Origin of the sequence: Saccharothrix sp. ALI-22-I (genome assembly GCF_001984175.1) — a bacterium.
In the GTDB taxonomy this organism is placed as follows: Bacteria; Actinomycetota; Actinomycetes; order Mycobacteriales; family Pseudonocardiaceae; genus Actinosynnema.
Window position 1 is genome coordinate 218,347 of sequence record NZ_MTQP01000062.1, and the last position, 14,803, is coordinate 233,149.

Here is a 14,803-nt window from a genome sequence, read left to right on the forward strand (position 1 = left end):
CGCGTCCGCAGGTCATCTGGGTCACACGCGCGGTGAGGACGTCATGAGCTTGTTGAGCCGGTTGCGTGATCGATGCGCGCGGCGGGGTGTACCCGCACTGGAGATCGATTCACCGGGTCTGGCGGTGGTGGTGGAGGCGTTCGACATCGCGGAGGCCGACTCGGCCGCGCTGGCCAGGTCGCCGCGGTGGCGGCCCGATCGGCCCGCGGTGCTGCGACACCACCTCGTACTGCCGCCTGACCAGGTAGAACGCGCGCGCGAACTACTCGCGCCGGACGGCTGGGAGTTGCGCGGCGACGGCCCGCTGCACGCGTTGCGGGTGCAGCGGCTGGACGCGCTGCACTGCGCGCAGGAGCGGGCCCGGATGGCGAGCCTGGCCCAGCGGCTGGGCGGCGACTGGATCGGGTGGGACGCACTGCAAGTCGCGGGACGTTAGCCAGATAACATTCGGGATCACCTGGCACCCGACCCCCGCCGGAGGATCGCGCAGATGAGCACGCAGACGACCAGGATCCTGGTGTTCAGCCACCGCCCCGAGGTGCGTGAGACGATCATCACTGCGGTGGGCCGCCGTCCCGCGCCGGATCTGGGGCGCGTCGAGTACGTCGAGGTGGGTTCGATCGCCGACGTCCTGTACGAGATGGACAACGGTGGTGTCGACCTGGCGATCCTGGACGGCGAGGCGCAGCCGACCGGTGGCATGGGCCTGTCCCGGCAGCTGAAGAACGAGATCACCGACTGCCCGCCGATCGTCGTCGCGGTGCGCCGCAAGGACGACCGGTGGCTGGCGACGTGGTCGCAGGCGGACGCGGTGCTGGTGCACCCGCTCGACCCGCTGGCCGCCGCCGAGACCGTGGCCGAGGTGCTGCGCTCGACGGCCCTGCCCGTCGTCCGGGGCTGATCGGCCCGATGAGCGCCGTGGAACGCACCTGGCCGTTGCTGCTGAACCAGCTCATCGACCGCGTCGACCTGACCGAGGACGACACGGGTTGGGCGATGGACCAAGTGATGTCCGGCGCCGCGACACCGGCGCAGATCGCCGCGTTCGCGGTCGCGTTGCGGGCGAAGGGCGAGACGCCGGAGGAAGTCGACGGCCTGGCCAGGATGATGCTCCAGCACGCCCGCCGGTTCACGGTGGAGGGGCGTGCGGCGGACATCGTCGGCACGGGCGGTGACAGCTCCGGGTCGGTGAACATCTCGACCATGGCCACGATCGTCGCCGCCGCCGCCGGTGTCCCGGTGGTGAAGCACGGCAACCGCGCGGCGTCGTCGAAGTGCGGCACGGCGGACGTGCTGGAGGCGTTGGGCGTGGCCATCGACCTGCCGCCGTTGGGCGTGCAGCAGACGGTGCGGGAGTTGGGGATCGGCTTCTGCTTCGCGCCGGTGTTCCACCCCGGTTTCCGGCACGCGGGCGCGCCGCGCCGGGAGATCGGTATCCCTACGTCGTTCAACCTGCTCGGACCGCTGACCAACCCGGCCCAGCCGAAGGTGGGCCTGGTCGGCTGCGCCCGTGCCGCGGCGGCACCGTTGATCGCGGGTGTTTTCGCACGTCGGGGCAGCACGGCGCTGGTCGTGCGCGGTGACGACGGGTTGGACGAGATCACCACGACCACCACGACATCGGTGTGGGTGGCCGACGGCGGACTGGTGCGGACCGACCGGATCGACCCCTCGGCGCTGGGCATCGACACGGCATTGCCGGACGACCTCAAGGGCGGCGACGCGTCGGTCAACGCGGAGGTCGTGCGCGAGCTGGTGGCCGGCAAGACCGGTGCGGTGCGTGACGCGGTGCTGCTCAACGCGGCCGGCGCGCTCGCGGCGCACGGCGGGCTGTCGGGCGACCTGCACACCGACATCGCCAACGCGATGGGCCGGGCCGCCGAGGCGATCGACTCCGGCGCGGCGGCGGACCTGCTGCGGCGGTGGGCGGCGCGGTCGACGGAACTGAAGGCCACCCTCCGCGACGTCTGACCGACACAAACGGCCCCTGCCGACGCCCGACCGGCGACAAACGGCTTCCGGCGAGGGCTGAGCGACGACAAACGGCTTCCGACGACGGACGGCCGGCAACAAACCGCCTCGCCGACGCCCCCGCAACCACGCCCCCTGGAACCACGCCGGAGACGACGGCCACCTTTTCACCGCCGGGTAACAGCGGCCGGTCATGCTATGACCATGCTCTACACGGTGATGAAGCGAGTGGTGGCGCCCACGGCGCGGCTGGTCTACCGGCCGAGGGTCGAGGGCCTGGAGAACGTGCCCACCGACGGTCCGGTGATCCTCGCGCCGAACCACTTGTCGTTCATCGACAGCATCGTCATCCCGATGGTGGTGCCGCGCCGCGTCGCGTTCCTGGCGAAGGCGGAGTACTTCGAGGGCAAGGGCGTCAAGGGCGCTCTCTCCCGCTACTTCTTCGGCTCCCTGGGCCACGTCCCCGTGCACCGCGGCCTCGGTCGGGCCGCCAGGGCCTCGCTGGACACCGCCAAGGCCATCCTGGCCGACGGCGGCGCGTTCGCCATCTACCCCGAGGGCACCCGCTCGCTGGACGGCCGCCTGCACCGCGGCCGCACGGGCGTGGCCCGGATGGCGCTGGAGTCCGGCGCGCCGGTCGTCCCGGTCGGTCTCATCGGCACCGACGAGGTGCAGCCGGTGGACCGCAGACTGCCCCGCGTCCGCCCGGTCACCATCCGGTTCGGCAAGCCGCTGCGCTTCGACCGCTACGCGGGCATGCACGAGTCGCTGCCGGTGCTCCGCTCGGTCACCGACGAGATCGTCTACCGCATCCTGGAACTGTCCGAACAGGAATACGTGGACAACTACCAGAGCTCGAACGCGGCCTGAAACACACGAACACGAAAAAGGGGGCCACCCCGAAAGGTGGCCCCCGAAAACCGGCTCAGTCGTGGCTCGGACCGGTGTGGTACTCGAACACGAGACCGCCGACGGCGATCAGCACCAGCACGACCGCGATCACCAGCAGCCAGACGTGCCAGAACGCCAGCGCCACCCCGCCCGTCGCCGCAGCCGCCGCCAGACCGATCGGCCAGTAGCTGCCGGGGCTGAAGAAGCCCAGCTCACCGGCACCGTCGCTGATCTCGGCGTCCGCGTTGTCCTCGGGCCGCACCTCGATGCGCCGGGCGACGAACCGGAAGTACGTGCCGACGATCAGCGCCAACCCGCCGGTCAGCGCGAGCGCCACCGTCCCGGTCGGCTCCACGGCGCCGGTGTCCGCCCACGTCCAGTAGCCGTACACGACGGCCATCAGGAACGAGAACGCCATCACCAAGTCAAAAATGCGCGCTTCGACCTTCATCGCAGCGTCCTCCTACTTCCCGCCGCCGGACGCCTCGCGGACAGTCCGGTCGGTGTCGAAGGGCTTGGTCGTCACCGCGTGCGGCGTGCACAGCTCACCGCAGTCCACCTCGGTCAGCGCCTCGGCGGCCGTGTACGGCTGCCCGGTGGCCCGGTTCGTCTGCTGCCGCAGGTACATGTACCGGTCGAAGTCACCCGGCGTCAGCGCCCTGACCTCGAAGTTCATCACCGCGTGGTAGGTGCCGCACAGCTCGGCGCAGCGCCCGACGAACGACCCGGTCCGGTCGATCTGGTCGATCTGGAACGCGTTGTCCTGGTTGTTCTTCTCGGGCTCGGGGAAGACGTCCCGCTTGAAGTGGAACTCCGGCACGTAGAACGAGTGGATGACGTCGGTCGACCGCAGGTTGAAGCGGATCGACCGGCCCTGCGGCACCACCAGGAGCGGGATCTCGCCGGACGAGCCGACGGTGCTCACCGGCAGCTGGGCGTCATTGGTCTTGAACTGGGGGTACTGGAACTCCCAGTTCCACTGGAACGCGATCACGTCGACCGTCACGTCGGGCGTCTTGCTCTTGTCCGTGACGTAGTTCTGCGTCACGGCGGTGAAGTAGAACAACACCGCGACGATGATCGTCGGCACGACCAGCAGCACGAGCTCCAGCGGCAGGTTGTAGGCGACCTGGCGGGGCAGCTCCTCGCTCTTCTTGCGGTGGAACGCGATCGACCAGAGGATCAGGCCCCACACGATCACACCGACCGCGAGAGCCGCGACGACCGACCAGGTCCACAGCTCGCGCATCGACTCGGCCTGCGGCGTCACGGCCACCGGCCAACCGAAGCGCAGCACCTCTTCCGTGGAGCAACCCGTGGCCCCGACGCCGACCAGGCCGACCAGCCCGCCGACCTTCGCCAGCCGGGCTGCCCTGGTGCCCTCCTTCAGGCCCACTGCTCGCCGCCTCCTCAGTCGCCCTCAACCGCTACACAAGTTCGCAGGCACGGGCGCAATTACGCGCCATGCCGGATCATGCGGGAGCGTAGCCCAGCGCATGGCACGTCACCCGTCGGGGGCCGCACCCGTGCGGTGCAGTTTCGGTCACACACCGACCCCCCGGCATACTGGACTCTTCTCCACACGACTCGAAAGGTGTTACCGCGTGTGTGGCCTGGTAGGACTGGTTTGCCCTGGCGAGAACGACGCCCAGCGAGCGCGCTCGGCGGTGGCGGGGGCCCTGCGCTGCCAGCGGCACCGCGGCCCCGACGAGAGCGGCACCTGGCAGGGCGGTGAGGTCGTCTTCGGCTTCAACCGCCTGTCCATCATCGACATCGAGCACTCGCACCAACCCCTGCACTGGGGTCCGCACGACCAGCAGGGTCGGTACGCGATCCTGTTCAACGGCGAGATCTACAACTACGTGGAGCTGCGCGCGGAGCTGACCAAGCAGTTCGGCGCGGTGTTCGCCACGGACGGCGACACCGAGACCATCGTGGCGGCCTACCACTACTGGGGCCCGTCCGCGGTGGCGAAGCTGCGCGGCATGTTCGCGTTCATGATCTGGGACAAGGCGCGCCGGGTGGTGTTCGGCGCGCGCGACCCGTTCGGCATCAAGCCGCTGTACTACGCGGTCGGTCCGGGCGGTGTGGCGTTCTCCAGCGAGAAGAAGTCGGTGCTGGAGCTGGCGCCCACGATCGGCATCACGCCGAAGGTGGACGAGAAGGCGCTCCAGCACTACCTGATCCTGCAGTACGTGCCGGAGCCGGAGTCGTTGCACGGCGAGATCCACCGGCTGGAGTCCGGGACGTCGTTCACGCTCACGCCGGGTGGCAAGCCGGTGATGGAGCGGTACTTCCCGGCCACGTTCCGGCCGCGCGTGGTGCACGGCGAGGCGGACGCGAACCGGCTGTACGACGAGATCACCGAGGCGCTGCGCGACTCGGTGGCCAAGCACATGCGCGCGGACGTGACGGTCGGCTCGTTCCTGTCCGGCGGCATCGACTCGACGGTGGTCGCGGCGCTGGCCAAGGAGCACAACCCGGACCTGATCACGTTCACCACCGGGTTCGAGCGGCAGGGCTTCTCGGAGATCGACGTGGCCGCCGAGTCGGCCGCCGCGATCGGGGTGAAGCACGTGGTCAAGGCGGTGACGGCGCAGGAGATGATGGATTCCCTGCCGCTGATCACCTGGTACCTGGACGACCCGGTGGCGGACCCGGCGCTGGTGCCGCTGTGGTTCATCGCCCGCGAGGCGCGCGAGCACGTGAAGGTCGTGCTGTCGGGTGAGGGCGCGGACGAGCTGTTCGGCGGCTACACGATCTACCGCGAGCCGCTGTCGCTGGCGCCGTTCGACAAGGTGCCGGACACGCTGCGCAAGGTCATGGGCAGGGTGTCCACGAAGATCCCGCAAGGTGTGCGCGGCAAGGACCTGCTGCGGCGGGGCGCGCTCACGCTGGAGGAGCGCTACTACGGCAACGCGCGGATCTTCATGGACGACCAGGTCCGGCAGGTGCTGCGCACGTACGACCCGAACGTGTCGCACAAGGACGTGACGGCGCACGTGTACCGGGAGTCCGAGGGCTGGGACCCGGTGACGCGGATGCAGCACGTGGACCTGTTCACCTGGCTGCGCGGCGACATCCTGGTCAAGGCCGACAAGATGACCATGGCGAACTCGCTGGAGCTGCGGGTGCCGTTCCTGGACCCGGAGGTGTTCCGGATCGCGTCGCAGGTGCCCTCGGAGTTGAAGCTGACCCGGGAGACCACCAAGCACGCGTTGCGCCGGGCGATCCGCGACATCGTGCCCGCGCACGTGCTCAACCGGCGCAAGCTGGGCTTCCCGGTGCCGATCCGGCACTGGCTGAAGGACGAGATGCACGACTGGGCGGTGGAGAACGTGCGCCAGTCGCAGACCGACCAGTACATCGACAAGGGCGCCGTGCTGCGGGTCATCGAGGAGCACCGGTCCGGCGTCGCCGACCACAGCCGGCGGATCTGGGCGCTGCTGGTGTTCATGATCTGGCACGGCATCTTCGTGGAGGGCCGGATTCGCCCGGTCGTCCCGGAGCCGACCTACCCGGTCAAGCTCTAAGGCTGTGCACGACGAAGGTCCCCGGCGAGCGTGCCGGGGACCTTCGTCGTTCGTGGAGAAGTCGGGTGTGGACGCTCAGCCGGCTTTCTCGACCTGCTCGATCTGCTCGGCCTGGTCCGCGCCGCGGCGGGCCGCGCCCTGGCAGTCGGCGACGATCTTCGTGCCGACCTTGGTCTCCAGGATTCGGGTCACGTCGCCGACCAGCTTGCCCAGGTGGGCCTTGCTTCGGGTGAGCTGCTCGATGCGGGCGTCGATGGAGGCCAGCTCCTCGGTCAGCATCTCCAGCAGCGGCACGCAGCCCGCCTCGTCCTCGGGCAGCTCGACGTCCTGGTCGAACGCGTGCGCGAGCACCAGCCGCGCCAGCCGCACGTTCAGGCCGGAGTTGATGAGGCAGCGCACGCTGCGCACGCGTTCCACATCGGACTCGTCGTAGACGCGGTAACGGCTGTCCGTGCGCTGCGGGGTCAGCAGTCCCTGCTGGTCGTAGTAGCGCAGCATGCGCACCGTGGCGCCGGTCTTCTCCGCGAGTTCACCGATCAGCACTTATTCCCACTCCCGCCGAAAAGAGCGCTCGGTCACGCAACCTTGACCCTGACGTCAGTGTCACACTTTACCGTCGTCCCCGTGATCGCCTTCATCCTGATGCTCAGCGCTTTCGCTGTGGGGACATCCGAGTTCATCATCGTCGGCGTACTCCCCGAGGTCGCCGCCGACCTCGGTGTGGACGTGCCGACCGCAGGCCTGCTGGTGACCGCTTACGCCGTTTCGGTCGCCATCGGCGGTCCGGTGCTCACCGTGTTCACCGGGCGCATCGCGCGCCGCAAGCTCCTGATCTCCGTCATGGCGCTGGCCCTGCTCGCCTCCCTGGGCAGTGCCCTGGCCGACGACTACACCCTGCTCATGGTGGCGCGCATGGTCGCCGCGCTGGCCCAGGGCCTGTTCTTCGCGGTGGCCTCCCAGGTCGCCATCTCCGCCGCGCCGCCGGAGAAGCAGACCGCGGCCATCGCCAAGGTCGTCAACGGTGTCGCGCTGTCCACCATCCTGGGCATCCCGCTCGGCACGCTGATCGGCCAGAACTACGGCTGGCGGGCGTCGTTCGTGCTGGTCAGCGCGTTGACCGCGATCGGGCTGGTCGGGGTCGTGCTGGGCACGCCGAAGGTCGCGCACGAGCCCGACCCTGGTGTGCGGGCCAGCCTGTTCGCGTTCGGCAAGCGGACCGTGCTGCTCGGCCTGACCACCACGATCCTGTCGTTCACCGGGCTGATCACCGCGTTCACGTACGTCGCGCCCGCGTTGCGGGACGTGAGCGGGTTCGAGCCGGGTTGGGTGACCGGTGTGCTGCTCGTGTACGGCCTGGGCACGCTCGTCGGCAGCACGCTGGCGGGCAGGGTGCCCATGCACAACATCGCGCGCGTCCTGCCGATCCCGCTGGGGGTGCTCGGCGTGATGCTGCTCGCCCAGGGACTGATGCTGGAGAGCAAGGTGGCCGCCGTGGTGAGCGTGTTCGTGCTGGGCGCGAGTGCCTTCACCGCCGGTCCGCTGATCCACACCTACCTGATGGGTCAGGCGGGTTCGGCGTCCGGACTGGTCGCCTCCGTGAACATCTCCGCGTTCAACGTGGCCGCGGCGCTGGGCCCGATGCTCGGCGGCGTGGTGCTGACCAGCGGACTCGGCCTCCAGTGGGTCGGCACCGTCGGCGGCGTGTCGACCATCCTCGGCGTGGGGGTGGCCCTGGTGGTCGGCAAGGTGACCGCGCGCTCAGCCGCTCCGACGGCACCCGCGCCGCTGGTCGCGCACGCGTGAGATGACGCCCTACCGGACAGCTACCGTCCGGTAGGGCTTTTGTCAACCCATTTGCCCGCATACGGTCGCGGTTGTGAGGAACAACGAGGCGGACACGCTGGACCAGCTGATCGAGGACTGCACCGAACTGCCGCAGGAGCTGCGCAGCACGGCCAGGTCCCTCCCCGAGCCGCGGGCCGCGGTGCCGTGGCAGGTCGACGACGCCAACTACGCCCAGGTCGCCGACCTGGACGCCTACGTCTGACCCCAGCCGTCGAAGCCCCCGCCCCGGCGGGGGCTTTTCACTGCCCGGCGTCAGGCGTAAACGGGAAGGGCCCCCGCCGTGTGGCGAGGGCCCTTCCCGTGGTTACTGCGGTTCCAGCGGGGTCGATCAGTGGAACGAGTCGCCGCAGGCGCACGAGCCGCCGGCGTTCGGGTTGTCGATGGTGAAACCCTGCTTCTCGATCGTGTCCACGAAGTCGATCACGGCACCCTCGACGTACGGGGCGCTCATGCGGTCGACGGCGACCTTCATGCCGCCGAAGTCGCGCAGGGCGTCACCGTCGAGCGTGCGCTCGTCGAAGAACAGCTGGTAACGCAGCCCCGCGCAACCACCGGGCTGGACGGCGATGCGCAGGTGCATGTCGTCGCGCCCCTCCTGGTCGAGCAGCGCCTTGGCCTTCGAGGCCGCCGCGTCGGTCAGCGTCACGCCATGGGTGGGCGGGGCGTCAGGAGTCGAGGTGACTGCGTCCTGAGCGGTCGTCATGGCTCTCCCTCAGAGGTCCTTTGCGGGCATCTATTCCGAGCAACACGGGTAGTACCCGCTTTGTTCCTGTCCCCATGGTCGCACAGCCGTCAGGTGCGGGGGTGTGACCACTGCCTCGCCACCTCCGCGGCGAGGTCGGCCAGCGTGCCCGCCGGGTCGGCCATGCTCCGCTCCACCGATCCGGCGTGCTCGGCCACCGCGTACGACTCCTGCACGCCCGCCGCCGCGGCCTCACGCTTACCCACCGTGACCTGGCCCGCGAGGACCACGCACGGCAGGCCGCGTTCCGCCGAGCCGGCGGCCACCGCGGTCACGAGCTTGCCGCGCAGCGACTGCCAGTCGAAGCTGCCCTCACCGGTGACGGCCAGGTCGGCGTGGTCGAGCGCGTCGTCCAGCCTGGTCAGCTCGCGGACCATCCCCGCGCCGGACGCGACGGTCGCGCCCAGGGCCATCAGTGCGGCTCCGAGGCCTCCGGCGGCACCCGCGCCGGGCAGGTCGCGGACGTCGGCCAGCTCGTCCATCGCGGCCAGCCGCGCCTCCAGCCGTTGCACCGCTTCGGGTGACGCGCCCTTCTGCGGGCCGAACGTGCGTGCGGCTCCGTGCGGACCCAGCAGGGGGTTCTCCACGTCGGCGGCGGCCACTAGGCGGGCGGTGACGGGCTGGACGGTCTCCCGCAGGCCCGCGCCGCCGTCCGTGGTGCCCGAACCGCCCAGGCCGACCACGATCGTGTGGGCGTCCCGCGCGGCGTTGACGAGTTCGCCGACGCCCCTGGTGGTGGCGGTCTCGGCGGTCCGCGGGCGCTGGTCGGACGGGATCAGGTGCAGGCCACAGGCCTGGGCGGACTCGATGTACGCACACCCGTCGTGCTCCAGCCAGCGCGCTTGGACGGGCGTGCCGAGCGGTCCGGTGACGGTCGTCGTGTGGAGGGTGCCGCCCAGGGCGGCGTGCAGGACGTCCACGAATCCCGGGCCGCCGTCGGCCAGCGGACGCAGGTGCAGCTCGTCGTCGGGAGCGGTTCGGCGCCAGCCCTCGGCTACGGCCTCGGCGACTTCCCGCGCGGTCAGGGTTCCGCCGAAGCAGTCCGGCGCAATAACAACTCGCACCTGGCGAACAGTACTTATCGGGGCATCTCCTACTCTGGTGCGGTGAGGTTCCTGCGCCGCAACGCCGACGAAGCCGCTGAGACCACCGCCGAGGACACCGCGGCGGAGGTGAACCCGGCCGATCCGTCGCGCACCCCCGCCAAGGGCCGACCCACACCGAAGCGGCGTGAGGCGGAGGGCAAGCGGCGCGGCCCCGTGCCGCCACCGCCGAGGACGCAGCGCGAGGCGTTGAAGCGGGCACGCGGGAGCAAGGTGTCCAAGGAAGAGCGCCGCGCGGCGGCGGTCGAGCGGCGACAGCGGATGATGGCAGGCGACGACAAGTACCTGCTGCCCCGCGACCGCGGCCCGGTGAAGGCCTACATCCGCGACGTGGTCGACTCGCGCCGCAACCTCATGGGCCTGTTCATGCCGCTGGCCATCCTGGTGTTCGTGGCGCTGATCGTGCCGATGCCGGCGGTCCAGCAGTACGCGACGCTGCTGACCACGTTCATGCTGCTGGCGATGATCGTGGAGGGCTTCGTGCTCGGCCGGCTGGTCATCAAGCGGGTGCGGCTGAAGTTCCCGACCGACACCAGCCGCGGCCTGTCCATCGGCTGGTACTCGTTCATCCGCGCCAGCCAACTGCGCCGCCTTCGCGTCCCCAAGCCCCGCGTCAGCCCCGGCGACAAGGTCTGACCGCCACCGGTAGTTCATTAGCTTGCCGAACGAGTTCTCACTAGACTCCGCGCCATGGAGTTCCGACGCCTCGGCCGCAGTGGCCTGAACATCAGCGAGATCTCGTACGGCAACTGGCTCACCCACGGTTCCCAGGTCGAGGAGGACCAGGCGACGGCCTGCGTCCGGGCGGCGCTGGACGCGGGCATCACGACGTTCGACACCGCGGACGTCTACGCCAACACGAAGGCCGAGTCCGTCCTCGGCCGGGCGCTGGCCGGTGAGCGCCGCGAGTCGCTGGAGATCTTCACCAAGGTCTTCTGGCCGACCGGCCCCGGCGGCCCGAACGACAAGGGCCTGGGTCGCAAGCACATCATGGAGTCGATCGACGGCTCGCTCAAGCGGCTCCAGACCGACTACGTGGACCTCTACCAGGCGCACCGGTTCGACAAGACCGTGCCGCTGGAGGAGACCATGCTGGCCTTCGCCGACGTGGTGCGGCAGGGCAAGGCGCTCTACATCGGCGTCTCGGAGTGGAACGCCGACCAGATCGCCCGCGGCGCGGCGCTCGCGCGTGAGCTGAAGGTGCCGTTCATCTCCAACCAGCCGCAGTACTCGATGCTGTGGCGGGTGATCGAGGCGCAGGTCGTGCCGACCTCCGAGCGCGAGGGCATCAGCCAGATCGTCTGGTCCCCCATCGGCCAGGGGGTGCTGACCGGCAAGTACCTGCCTGGTCAGCCGGTGCCGCAGGGGTCGCGCGCGACCGACGAGAACGGCGCGAAGTTCATCCAGCGCTTCCTGCGCGACGAGGTGCTGGAGAAGGTGCAGCTGCTCAAGCCGCTGGCGGACGAGGCGGGACTGTCGCTCGCCCAGCTCGCGGTGGCCTGGACGTTGCAGAACCCGAACGTGGCGAGCGCGATCATCGGCGCGTCCCGCCCCGAGCAGGTGCACGAGAACGTCAAGGCCGCCGGCGTGAAGCTGGACGAGGACCTGATGAAGAAGATCGACGACGTGCTCGAAGGCGTCGTCGAGAACGACCCGCGGTTCACCGTCACGCCCTGACCACACGCCCGGACCCGGCCCCCGTCGACTCCGGCGGGGGCCGTTCAGCGCTCAGACAACCGTGCAGCTCGTCTCGCCGCGAAGCTCGTTCCGGGAAGCGATGGAGACGTCTCCCGAGGATCGAACCGTGACCGACTGGAACTCGACCTGTGCGGTCTTCGCGGCGGCGTACGCGGCTTCGCACATCGGCAAGGCGTCCGCTCCCCTCTCCTTCGGGAGGGTGCTCCGCACGATCACGGCCTTGCCGTCGAGTTGGATGCGGGCAAGGTTCGACGCATGATCGGGAAATCTACGGCGCACTCGCGCCGGTCTACTCGGCCGGGGCGAGGGACATCGGGCCGTAGACCTCGGACTCGCTGCGCAGCAGCGTCACCTGGGCGACGCCCGCCTCCCGCAACTCGACCCACGCCGAGCCGAACCAGTCCTCTGCCGCGGTCTGGTCGTCGAAGGCGATGTGCGGTCCCTCGACCTCATGGCCCTGATCGTCCTGATAGCGCCACCGGTACTCCACGACGGCCTCCTCACGATGTGCCGGCCAGGTAACGTTCCCGGTCAGGGTATGTCCTTCTGGAACAGATGGAGTGCGGTGTGACGCGTCGGACACTGGTGCTGGGCGGCGCGCGTTCGGGCAAGTCGGCGCACGCCGAGGGGCTGCTGATCGACGACGTCGTGACCTACGCCGCCACGGCCCGGCGCTACCCGGACGACGCGGACTGGGAGCTGCGGATCGCCCAGCACGTGGCCCGCCGACCCGACACGTGGATCACCGTGGAGGCGCCCGCGCCGAGCGATCTGATCAACCTGCTCACCGCGGCCCGCGACACCGACCCGCCGATCCTGGTCGACGACGTGGCCACCTGGCTCAACGGCGTGTTGGACGACGCGGGCGCGTGGGAGGGCCACGGCATCGGGCAGGTCGAGAACGAGTGCACGGCACTGGTCCGCGCGGTGGCACGGACGCGCGCCCGCCTGGTCCTCGTGTCGGCCGAGGTCGGCCTCGGCGTCGTGCCCAGCACCCACTCTGGCAGGCTCTTCCGAGATCACCTCGGTTCGCTCAACGCGCGGCTGGCCGAGGTCTGCGACGAGGTGCTGCTGGTCGTCGCCGGAATCCCACTGCGATTGCGCGAACCCGGAGGTAGTCGGTGACCATCGAGTTCCCGCCCGTCGAGCCCCCGAGCGAGGACGCCCGCAGCCAGGCGATCGCCCGGCACGGCGTGCTCACCAAGCCCGCCGGGTCGCTGGGCAAGCTGGAGGAGCTTGGCGTCTGGGTGGCCGCGTGCCAGGACAAGTGCCCCCCGCGCCCGTTCACCCGCCCTCGCGTGGTGGTGTTCGCGGGCGACCACGGCGTGGCCAAGCACGGCGTGTCGGCGTACCCGCCCGAGGTCACCGGCCAGATGGTGGCCAACTTCCTGGCCGGCGGCGCGGCGGTGAACGTGCTGGCCAACGTAGCCGGCGCGACCGTGCGCGTAGTGGACCTGGCAGTGGACTCCGAGACCTCGGTAGGCGACTTCAAGGTGCGCCGAAGCTCCGGCTCCATCGACCGCGAGGACGCTCTGAGCCTCGAAGAGGCCGAACAGGCCATCGAGATCGGCCGCAAACTGGTCGACGACGAGGTCGACGGCGGCGCGGACCTGCTCATCGCCGGCGACATGGGCATCGGCAACACGACACCGGCAGCCGTGCTCATCGCCGCACTGACCGGCTCCGAGCCCGTGGCCGTGGTCGGCCGCGGCACCGGCATCGACGACCAGGCCTGGATGCGCAAGACCGCCGCCATCCGGGACGCCCTGCGCCGCGCCCGCCCGGTCATCAACAACCCAGTGGCCCTGCTAGCCGCCGCGTCCGGCGCCGACATCGCCGCAATGGCCGGTTTCCTGGCCCAGGCAGCGGTCCGGAAGACCCCGGTGATCCTGGACGGCGTAGTGGTCGGCGCGGCGGCCGTCGTCGCCGAGGAATTGGCACCCGGCGCCCGCGAGTGGTGGGTGGCCGGACACCGTTCCGTCGAGCCCGCACACGCATTGGCACTGGGCCACCTGAGCCTGGAGCCGTTGCTGGAGTTCGACATGCGACTAGGCGAGGGCTCCGGCGCCGTAGCGGCGCTGCCCCTAGTGGTGATGGCGACCCGCATCCTGGCCGAAATGGCGACCTTCGACAGCGCAGGCGTCTCCGGACCCGCCTGATGCGGTTGGCGCTGTCCTGGCTGACGGTCCTACCCGTCCGCGTCGGCCCCAGCGAGGTCGACGCGCGCGCGGCACGCCGTGCCATCGCCTTCGCGCCCCTAGTGGGCTTGTTGTTGGGCGGCGCGGTAGTCGGACTCCTCGCACTCCTCAGCCTGCCGGCCCTGACTACGCCCAACCCGACCCTGCCCGACCTTTTGGCAGGCTTCCTGGTCGTCGGCTTCCTGGCACTGGCCACCCGGGGCATGCACCTCGACGGCCTTGCCGACACCGCCGACGGCCTGGGGTGCTACGGACCTCCCGAACGCGCGCTCGCCGTGATGAAGGACGGCGGCGCGGGCCCGTTCGCCGTAGTGGCATTGATCGTGGTGCTGGGCGCCGAGGCCGCCGCGTTCCCCACCGTCCACTGGGGAGCAGTGCTACTGGCCACCACGGCCGGCCGCGCCGCATTCGTCCTGTGCTGCCTAAAAAATGTCCCCGCCGCACGCCCCGAAGGCCTGGGCGCGTTGGTAGCGGGCAGCCAGCCCCTATGGATAGCCGCAACATGGTGGGCAGCCCTGGCCGTAGCCGGTTTCTTCGTGCACCCATGGCAAGGCCCAGCCGCCGTCGCCCTAGCAGCGGCCCTGGTCCTGCTACTGATCCGCCACACCCGCAAGCGTTTCGGCGGCATCACCGGCGACGTCCTGGGCGCAGCCTGCGAAACCGCCACCCTCACGGTGCTGATCATCACCGCGCTGTAAAAGCGACCCACAACCAACCGCAGGTGGGCGACGAGGCTCGATTTGACATGGGTTCGGGTGCCATAGGCTGGTCGTAGCCTGCCTTCGGTGCCCGTAAGGGCCCCATGTCAAATCGAGCCGGACC

General features: G+C 70.0%; 19 protein-coding genes. 13 read left to right on the forward strand and 6 right to left on the reverse strand.

What is annotated here, in order from left to right; genetic code table 11:
* Positions 1-43 precede the first annotated feature (43 nt).
* The 4 genes from ALI22I_RS22755 (at position 44) to ALI22I_RS22770 (ending at position 2,841) form a co-directional block, all read left to right on the forward strand.
* Positions 44-436, forward strand: a complete 393-nt coding sequence (locus ALI22I_RS22755) for a hypothetical protein (RefSeq protein ID WP_077007552.1) — start codon at positions 44-46, stop codon at positions 434-436.
* 54 nt (positions 437-490) lie between these two features.
* Positions 491-901, forward strand: a complete 411-nt coding sequence (locus tag ALI22I_RS22760; RefSeq protein ID WP_077007553.1) for a hypothetical protein — start codon at positions 491-493, stop codon at positions 899-901.
* An 8-nt stretch (positions 902-909) separates the two neighbouring features.
* Positions 910-1,971, forward strand: coding sequence for an anthranilate phosphoribosyltransferase (gene trpD / locus ALI22I_RS22765; RefSeq protein WP_077007554.1), 1,062 nt, complete (start codon positions 910-912; stop codon positions 1,969-1,971).
* Between the two features lie 204 nt (positions 1,972-2,175).
* The gene (locus ALI22I_RS22770) at positions 2,176-2,841 is read left to right on the forward strand and encodes a lysophospholipid acyltransferase family protein (protein WP_077007681.1); all 666 of its coding nucleotides are present in this window, start codon (positions 2,176-2,178) and stop codon (positions 2,839-2,841) included.
* 55 nt (positions 2,842-2,896) lie between these two features.
* Here the strand turns inward: ALI22I_RS22770 and ALI22I_RS22775 are convergent, their stop codons facing one another.
* Positions 2,897-3,313, reverse strand: a complete 417-nt coding sequence (locus tag ALI22I_RS22775) for a cytochrome c oxidase subunit 4 (protein WP_077007555.1) — start codon at positions 3,311-3,313, stop codon at positions 2,897-2,899.
* Between the two features lie 12 nt (positions 3,314-3,325).
* Complete coding sequence (ctaC, locus tag ALI22I_RS22780; RefSeq protein ID WP_077007556.1) at positions 3,326-4,258, reverse strand: aa3-type cytochrome oxidase subunit II; 933 nt, start codon at positions 4,256-4,258, stop codon at positions 3,326-3,328.
* 208 nt (positions 4,259-4,466) lie between these two features.
* On the opposite strand from ctaC, the gene asnB reads away from it, so the two are divergent.
* A complete protein-coding gene (gene asnB / locus ALI22I_RS22785; protein WP_077007557.1) occupies positions 4,467-6,395 on the forward strand; it encodes an asparagine synthase (glutamine-hydrolyzing) in 1,929 nt (642 codons plus the stop codon).
* A gap of 75 nt (positions 6,396-6,470) precedes the next feature.
* On the opposite strand, the gene ALI22I_RS52485 is transcribed toward asnB, so the two are convergent.
* A complete protein-coding gene (locus ALI22I_RS52485) occupies positions 6,471-6,938 on the reverse strand; it encodes a MerR family transcriptional regulator (RefSeq protein ID WP_077007558.1) in 468 nt (155 codons plus the stop codon).
* Between the two features lie 81 nt (positions 6,939-7,019).
* Between ALI22I_RS52485 and ALI22I_RS22795 the strand changes: the two genes are divergently transcribed.
* Together ALI22I_RS22795 and ALI22I_RS51065 are read left to right on the forward strand one after the other, a co-directional pair.
* The gene (locus ALI22I_RS22795; RefSeq protein ID WP_238598511.1) at positions 7,020-8,198 is read left to right on the forward strand and encodes an MFS transporter; all 1,179 of its coding nucleotides are present in this window, start codon (positions 7,020-7,022) and stop codon (positions 8,196-8,198) included.
* A 73-nt stretch (positions 8,199-8,271) separates the two neighbouring features.
* Positions 8,272-8,442 carry a hypothetical protein gene (locus ALI22I_RS51065; protein WP_179118311.1) on the forward strand — a complete coding sequence of 57 codons (171 nt, stop codon included), beginning with the start codon at positions 8,272-8,274 and terminating at the stop codon, positions 8,440-8,442.
* A gap of 126 nt (positions 8,443-8,568) precedes the next feature.
* Here the strand turns inward: ALI22I_RS51065 and ALI22I_RS22800 are convergent, their stop codons facing one another.
* A complete protein-coding gene (locus tag ALI22I_RS22800) occupies positions 8,569-8,943 on the reverse strand; it encodes a HesB/IscA family protein (RefSeq protein WP_077007559.1) in 375 nt (124 codons plus the stop codon).
* Between the two features lie 89 nt (positions 8,944-9,032).
* Positions 9,033-10,046 (reverse strand): glycerate kinase family protein, encoded by a 1,014-nt coding sequence (locus ALI22I_RS22805; protein ID WP_077007560.1) that lies wholly within the window; start codon positions 10,044-10,046, stop codon positions 9,033-9,035.
* A 42-nt stretch (positions 10,047-10,088) separates the two neighbouring features.
* On the opposite strand from ALI22I_RS22805, the gene ALI22I_RS22810 reads away from it, so the two are divergent.
* The 3 genes from ALI22I_RS22810 (at position 10,089) to ALI22I_RS51070 (ending at position 12,042) form a co-directional block, all read left to right on the forward strand.
* The gene (locus ALI22I_RS22810; protein WP_077007561.1) at positions 10,089-10,721 is read left to right on the forward strand and encodes a DUF3043 domain-containing protein; all 633 of its coding nucleotides are present in this window, start codon (positions 10,089-10,091) and stop codon (positions 10,719-10,721) included.
* Between the two features lie 54 nt (positions 10,722-10,775).
* A complete protein-coding gene (locus tag ALI22I_RS22815; protein WP_077007562.1) occupies positions 10,776-11,762 on the forward strand; it encodes an aldo/keto reductase family protein in 987 nt (328 codons plus the stop codon).
* Positions 11,763-11,889: 127 nt separating this feature from the next.
* Positions 11,890-12,042 (forward strand): hypothetical protein, encoded by a 153-nt coding sequence (locus ALI22I_RS51070; protein WP_179118312.1) that lies wholly within the window; start codon positions 11,890-11,892, stop codon positions 12,040-12,042.
* Between the two features lie 30 nt (positions 12,043-12,072).
* Here ALI22I_RS51070 and ALI22I_RS22825 read toward each other — a convergent pair whose 3' ends face one another.
* On the reverse strand, positions 12,073-12,273 hold the full coding sequence (locus ALI22I_RS22825) for a hypothetical protein (protein ID WP_077007564.1): 201 nt from the start codon (positions 12,271-12,273) through the stop codon (positions 12,073-12,075).
* Between the two features lie 77 nt (positions 12,274-12,350).
* Here ALI22I_RS22825 and cobU point away from each other — a divergent pair, with 77 nt between their 5' ends.
* Genes cobU through ALI22I_RS22840 form a run of 3 tightly spaced genes read left to right on the forward strand, consistent with a single transcriptional unit; the run spans position 12,351 to position 14,679 of the window.
* Positions 12,351-12,908 carry a bifunctional adenosylcobinamide kinase/adenosylcobinamide-phosphate guanylyltransferase gene (gene cobU / locus ALI22I_RS22830; protein WP_143532367.1) on the forward strand — a complete coding sequence of 186 codons (558 nt, stop codon included), beginning with the start codon at positions 12,351-12,353 and terminating at the stop codon, positions 12,906-12,908.
* A complete protein-coding gene (cobT, locus tag ALI22I_RS22835) occupies positions 12,905-13,942 on the forward strand; it encodes a nicotinate-nucleotide--dimethylbenzimidazole phosphoribosyltransferase (protein ID WP_077007566.1) in 1,038 nt (345 codons plus the stop codon). The genes cobU and cobT overlap by 4 nt, the downstream gene beginning before the upstream one ends.
* Entirely contained in the window at positions 13,942-14,679 is a 738-nt protein-coding gene (locus tag ALI22I_RS22840; RefSeq protein WP_077007567.1) for an adenosylcobinamide-GDP ribazoletransferase, read from the forward strand. Before cobT ends, ALI22I_RS22840 begins: the two co-directional genes overlap by 1 nt.
* Positions 14,680-14,803 lie beyond the last annotated feature (124 nt).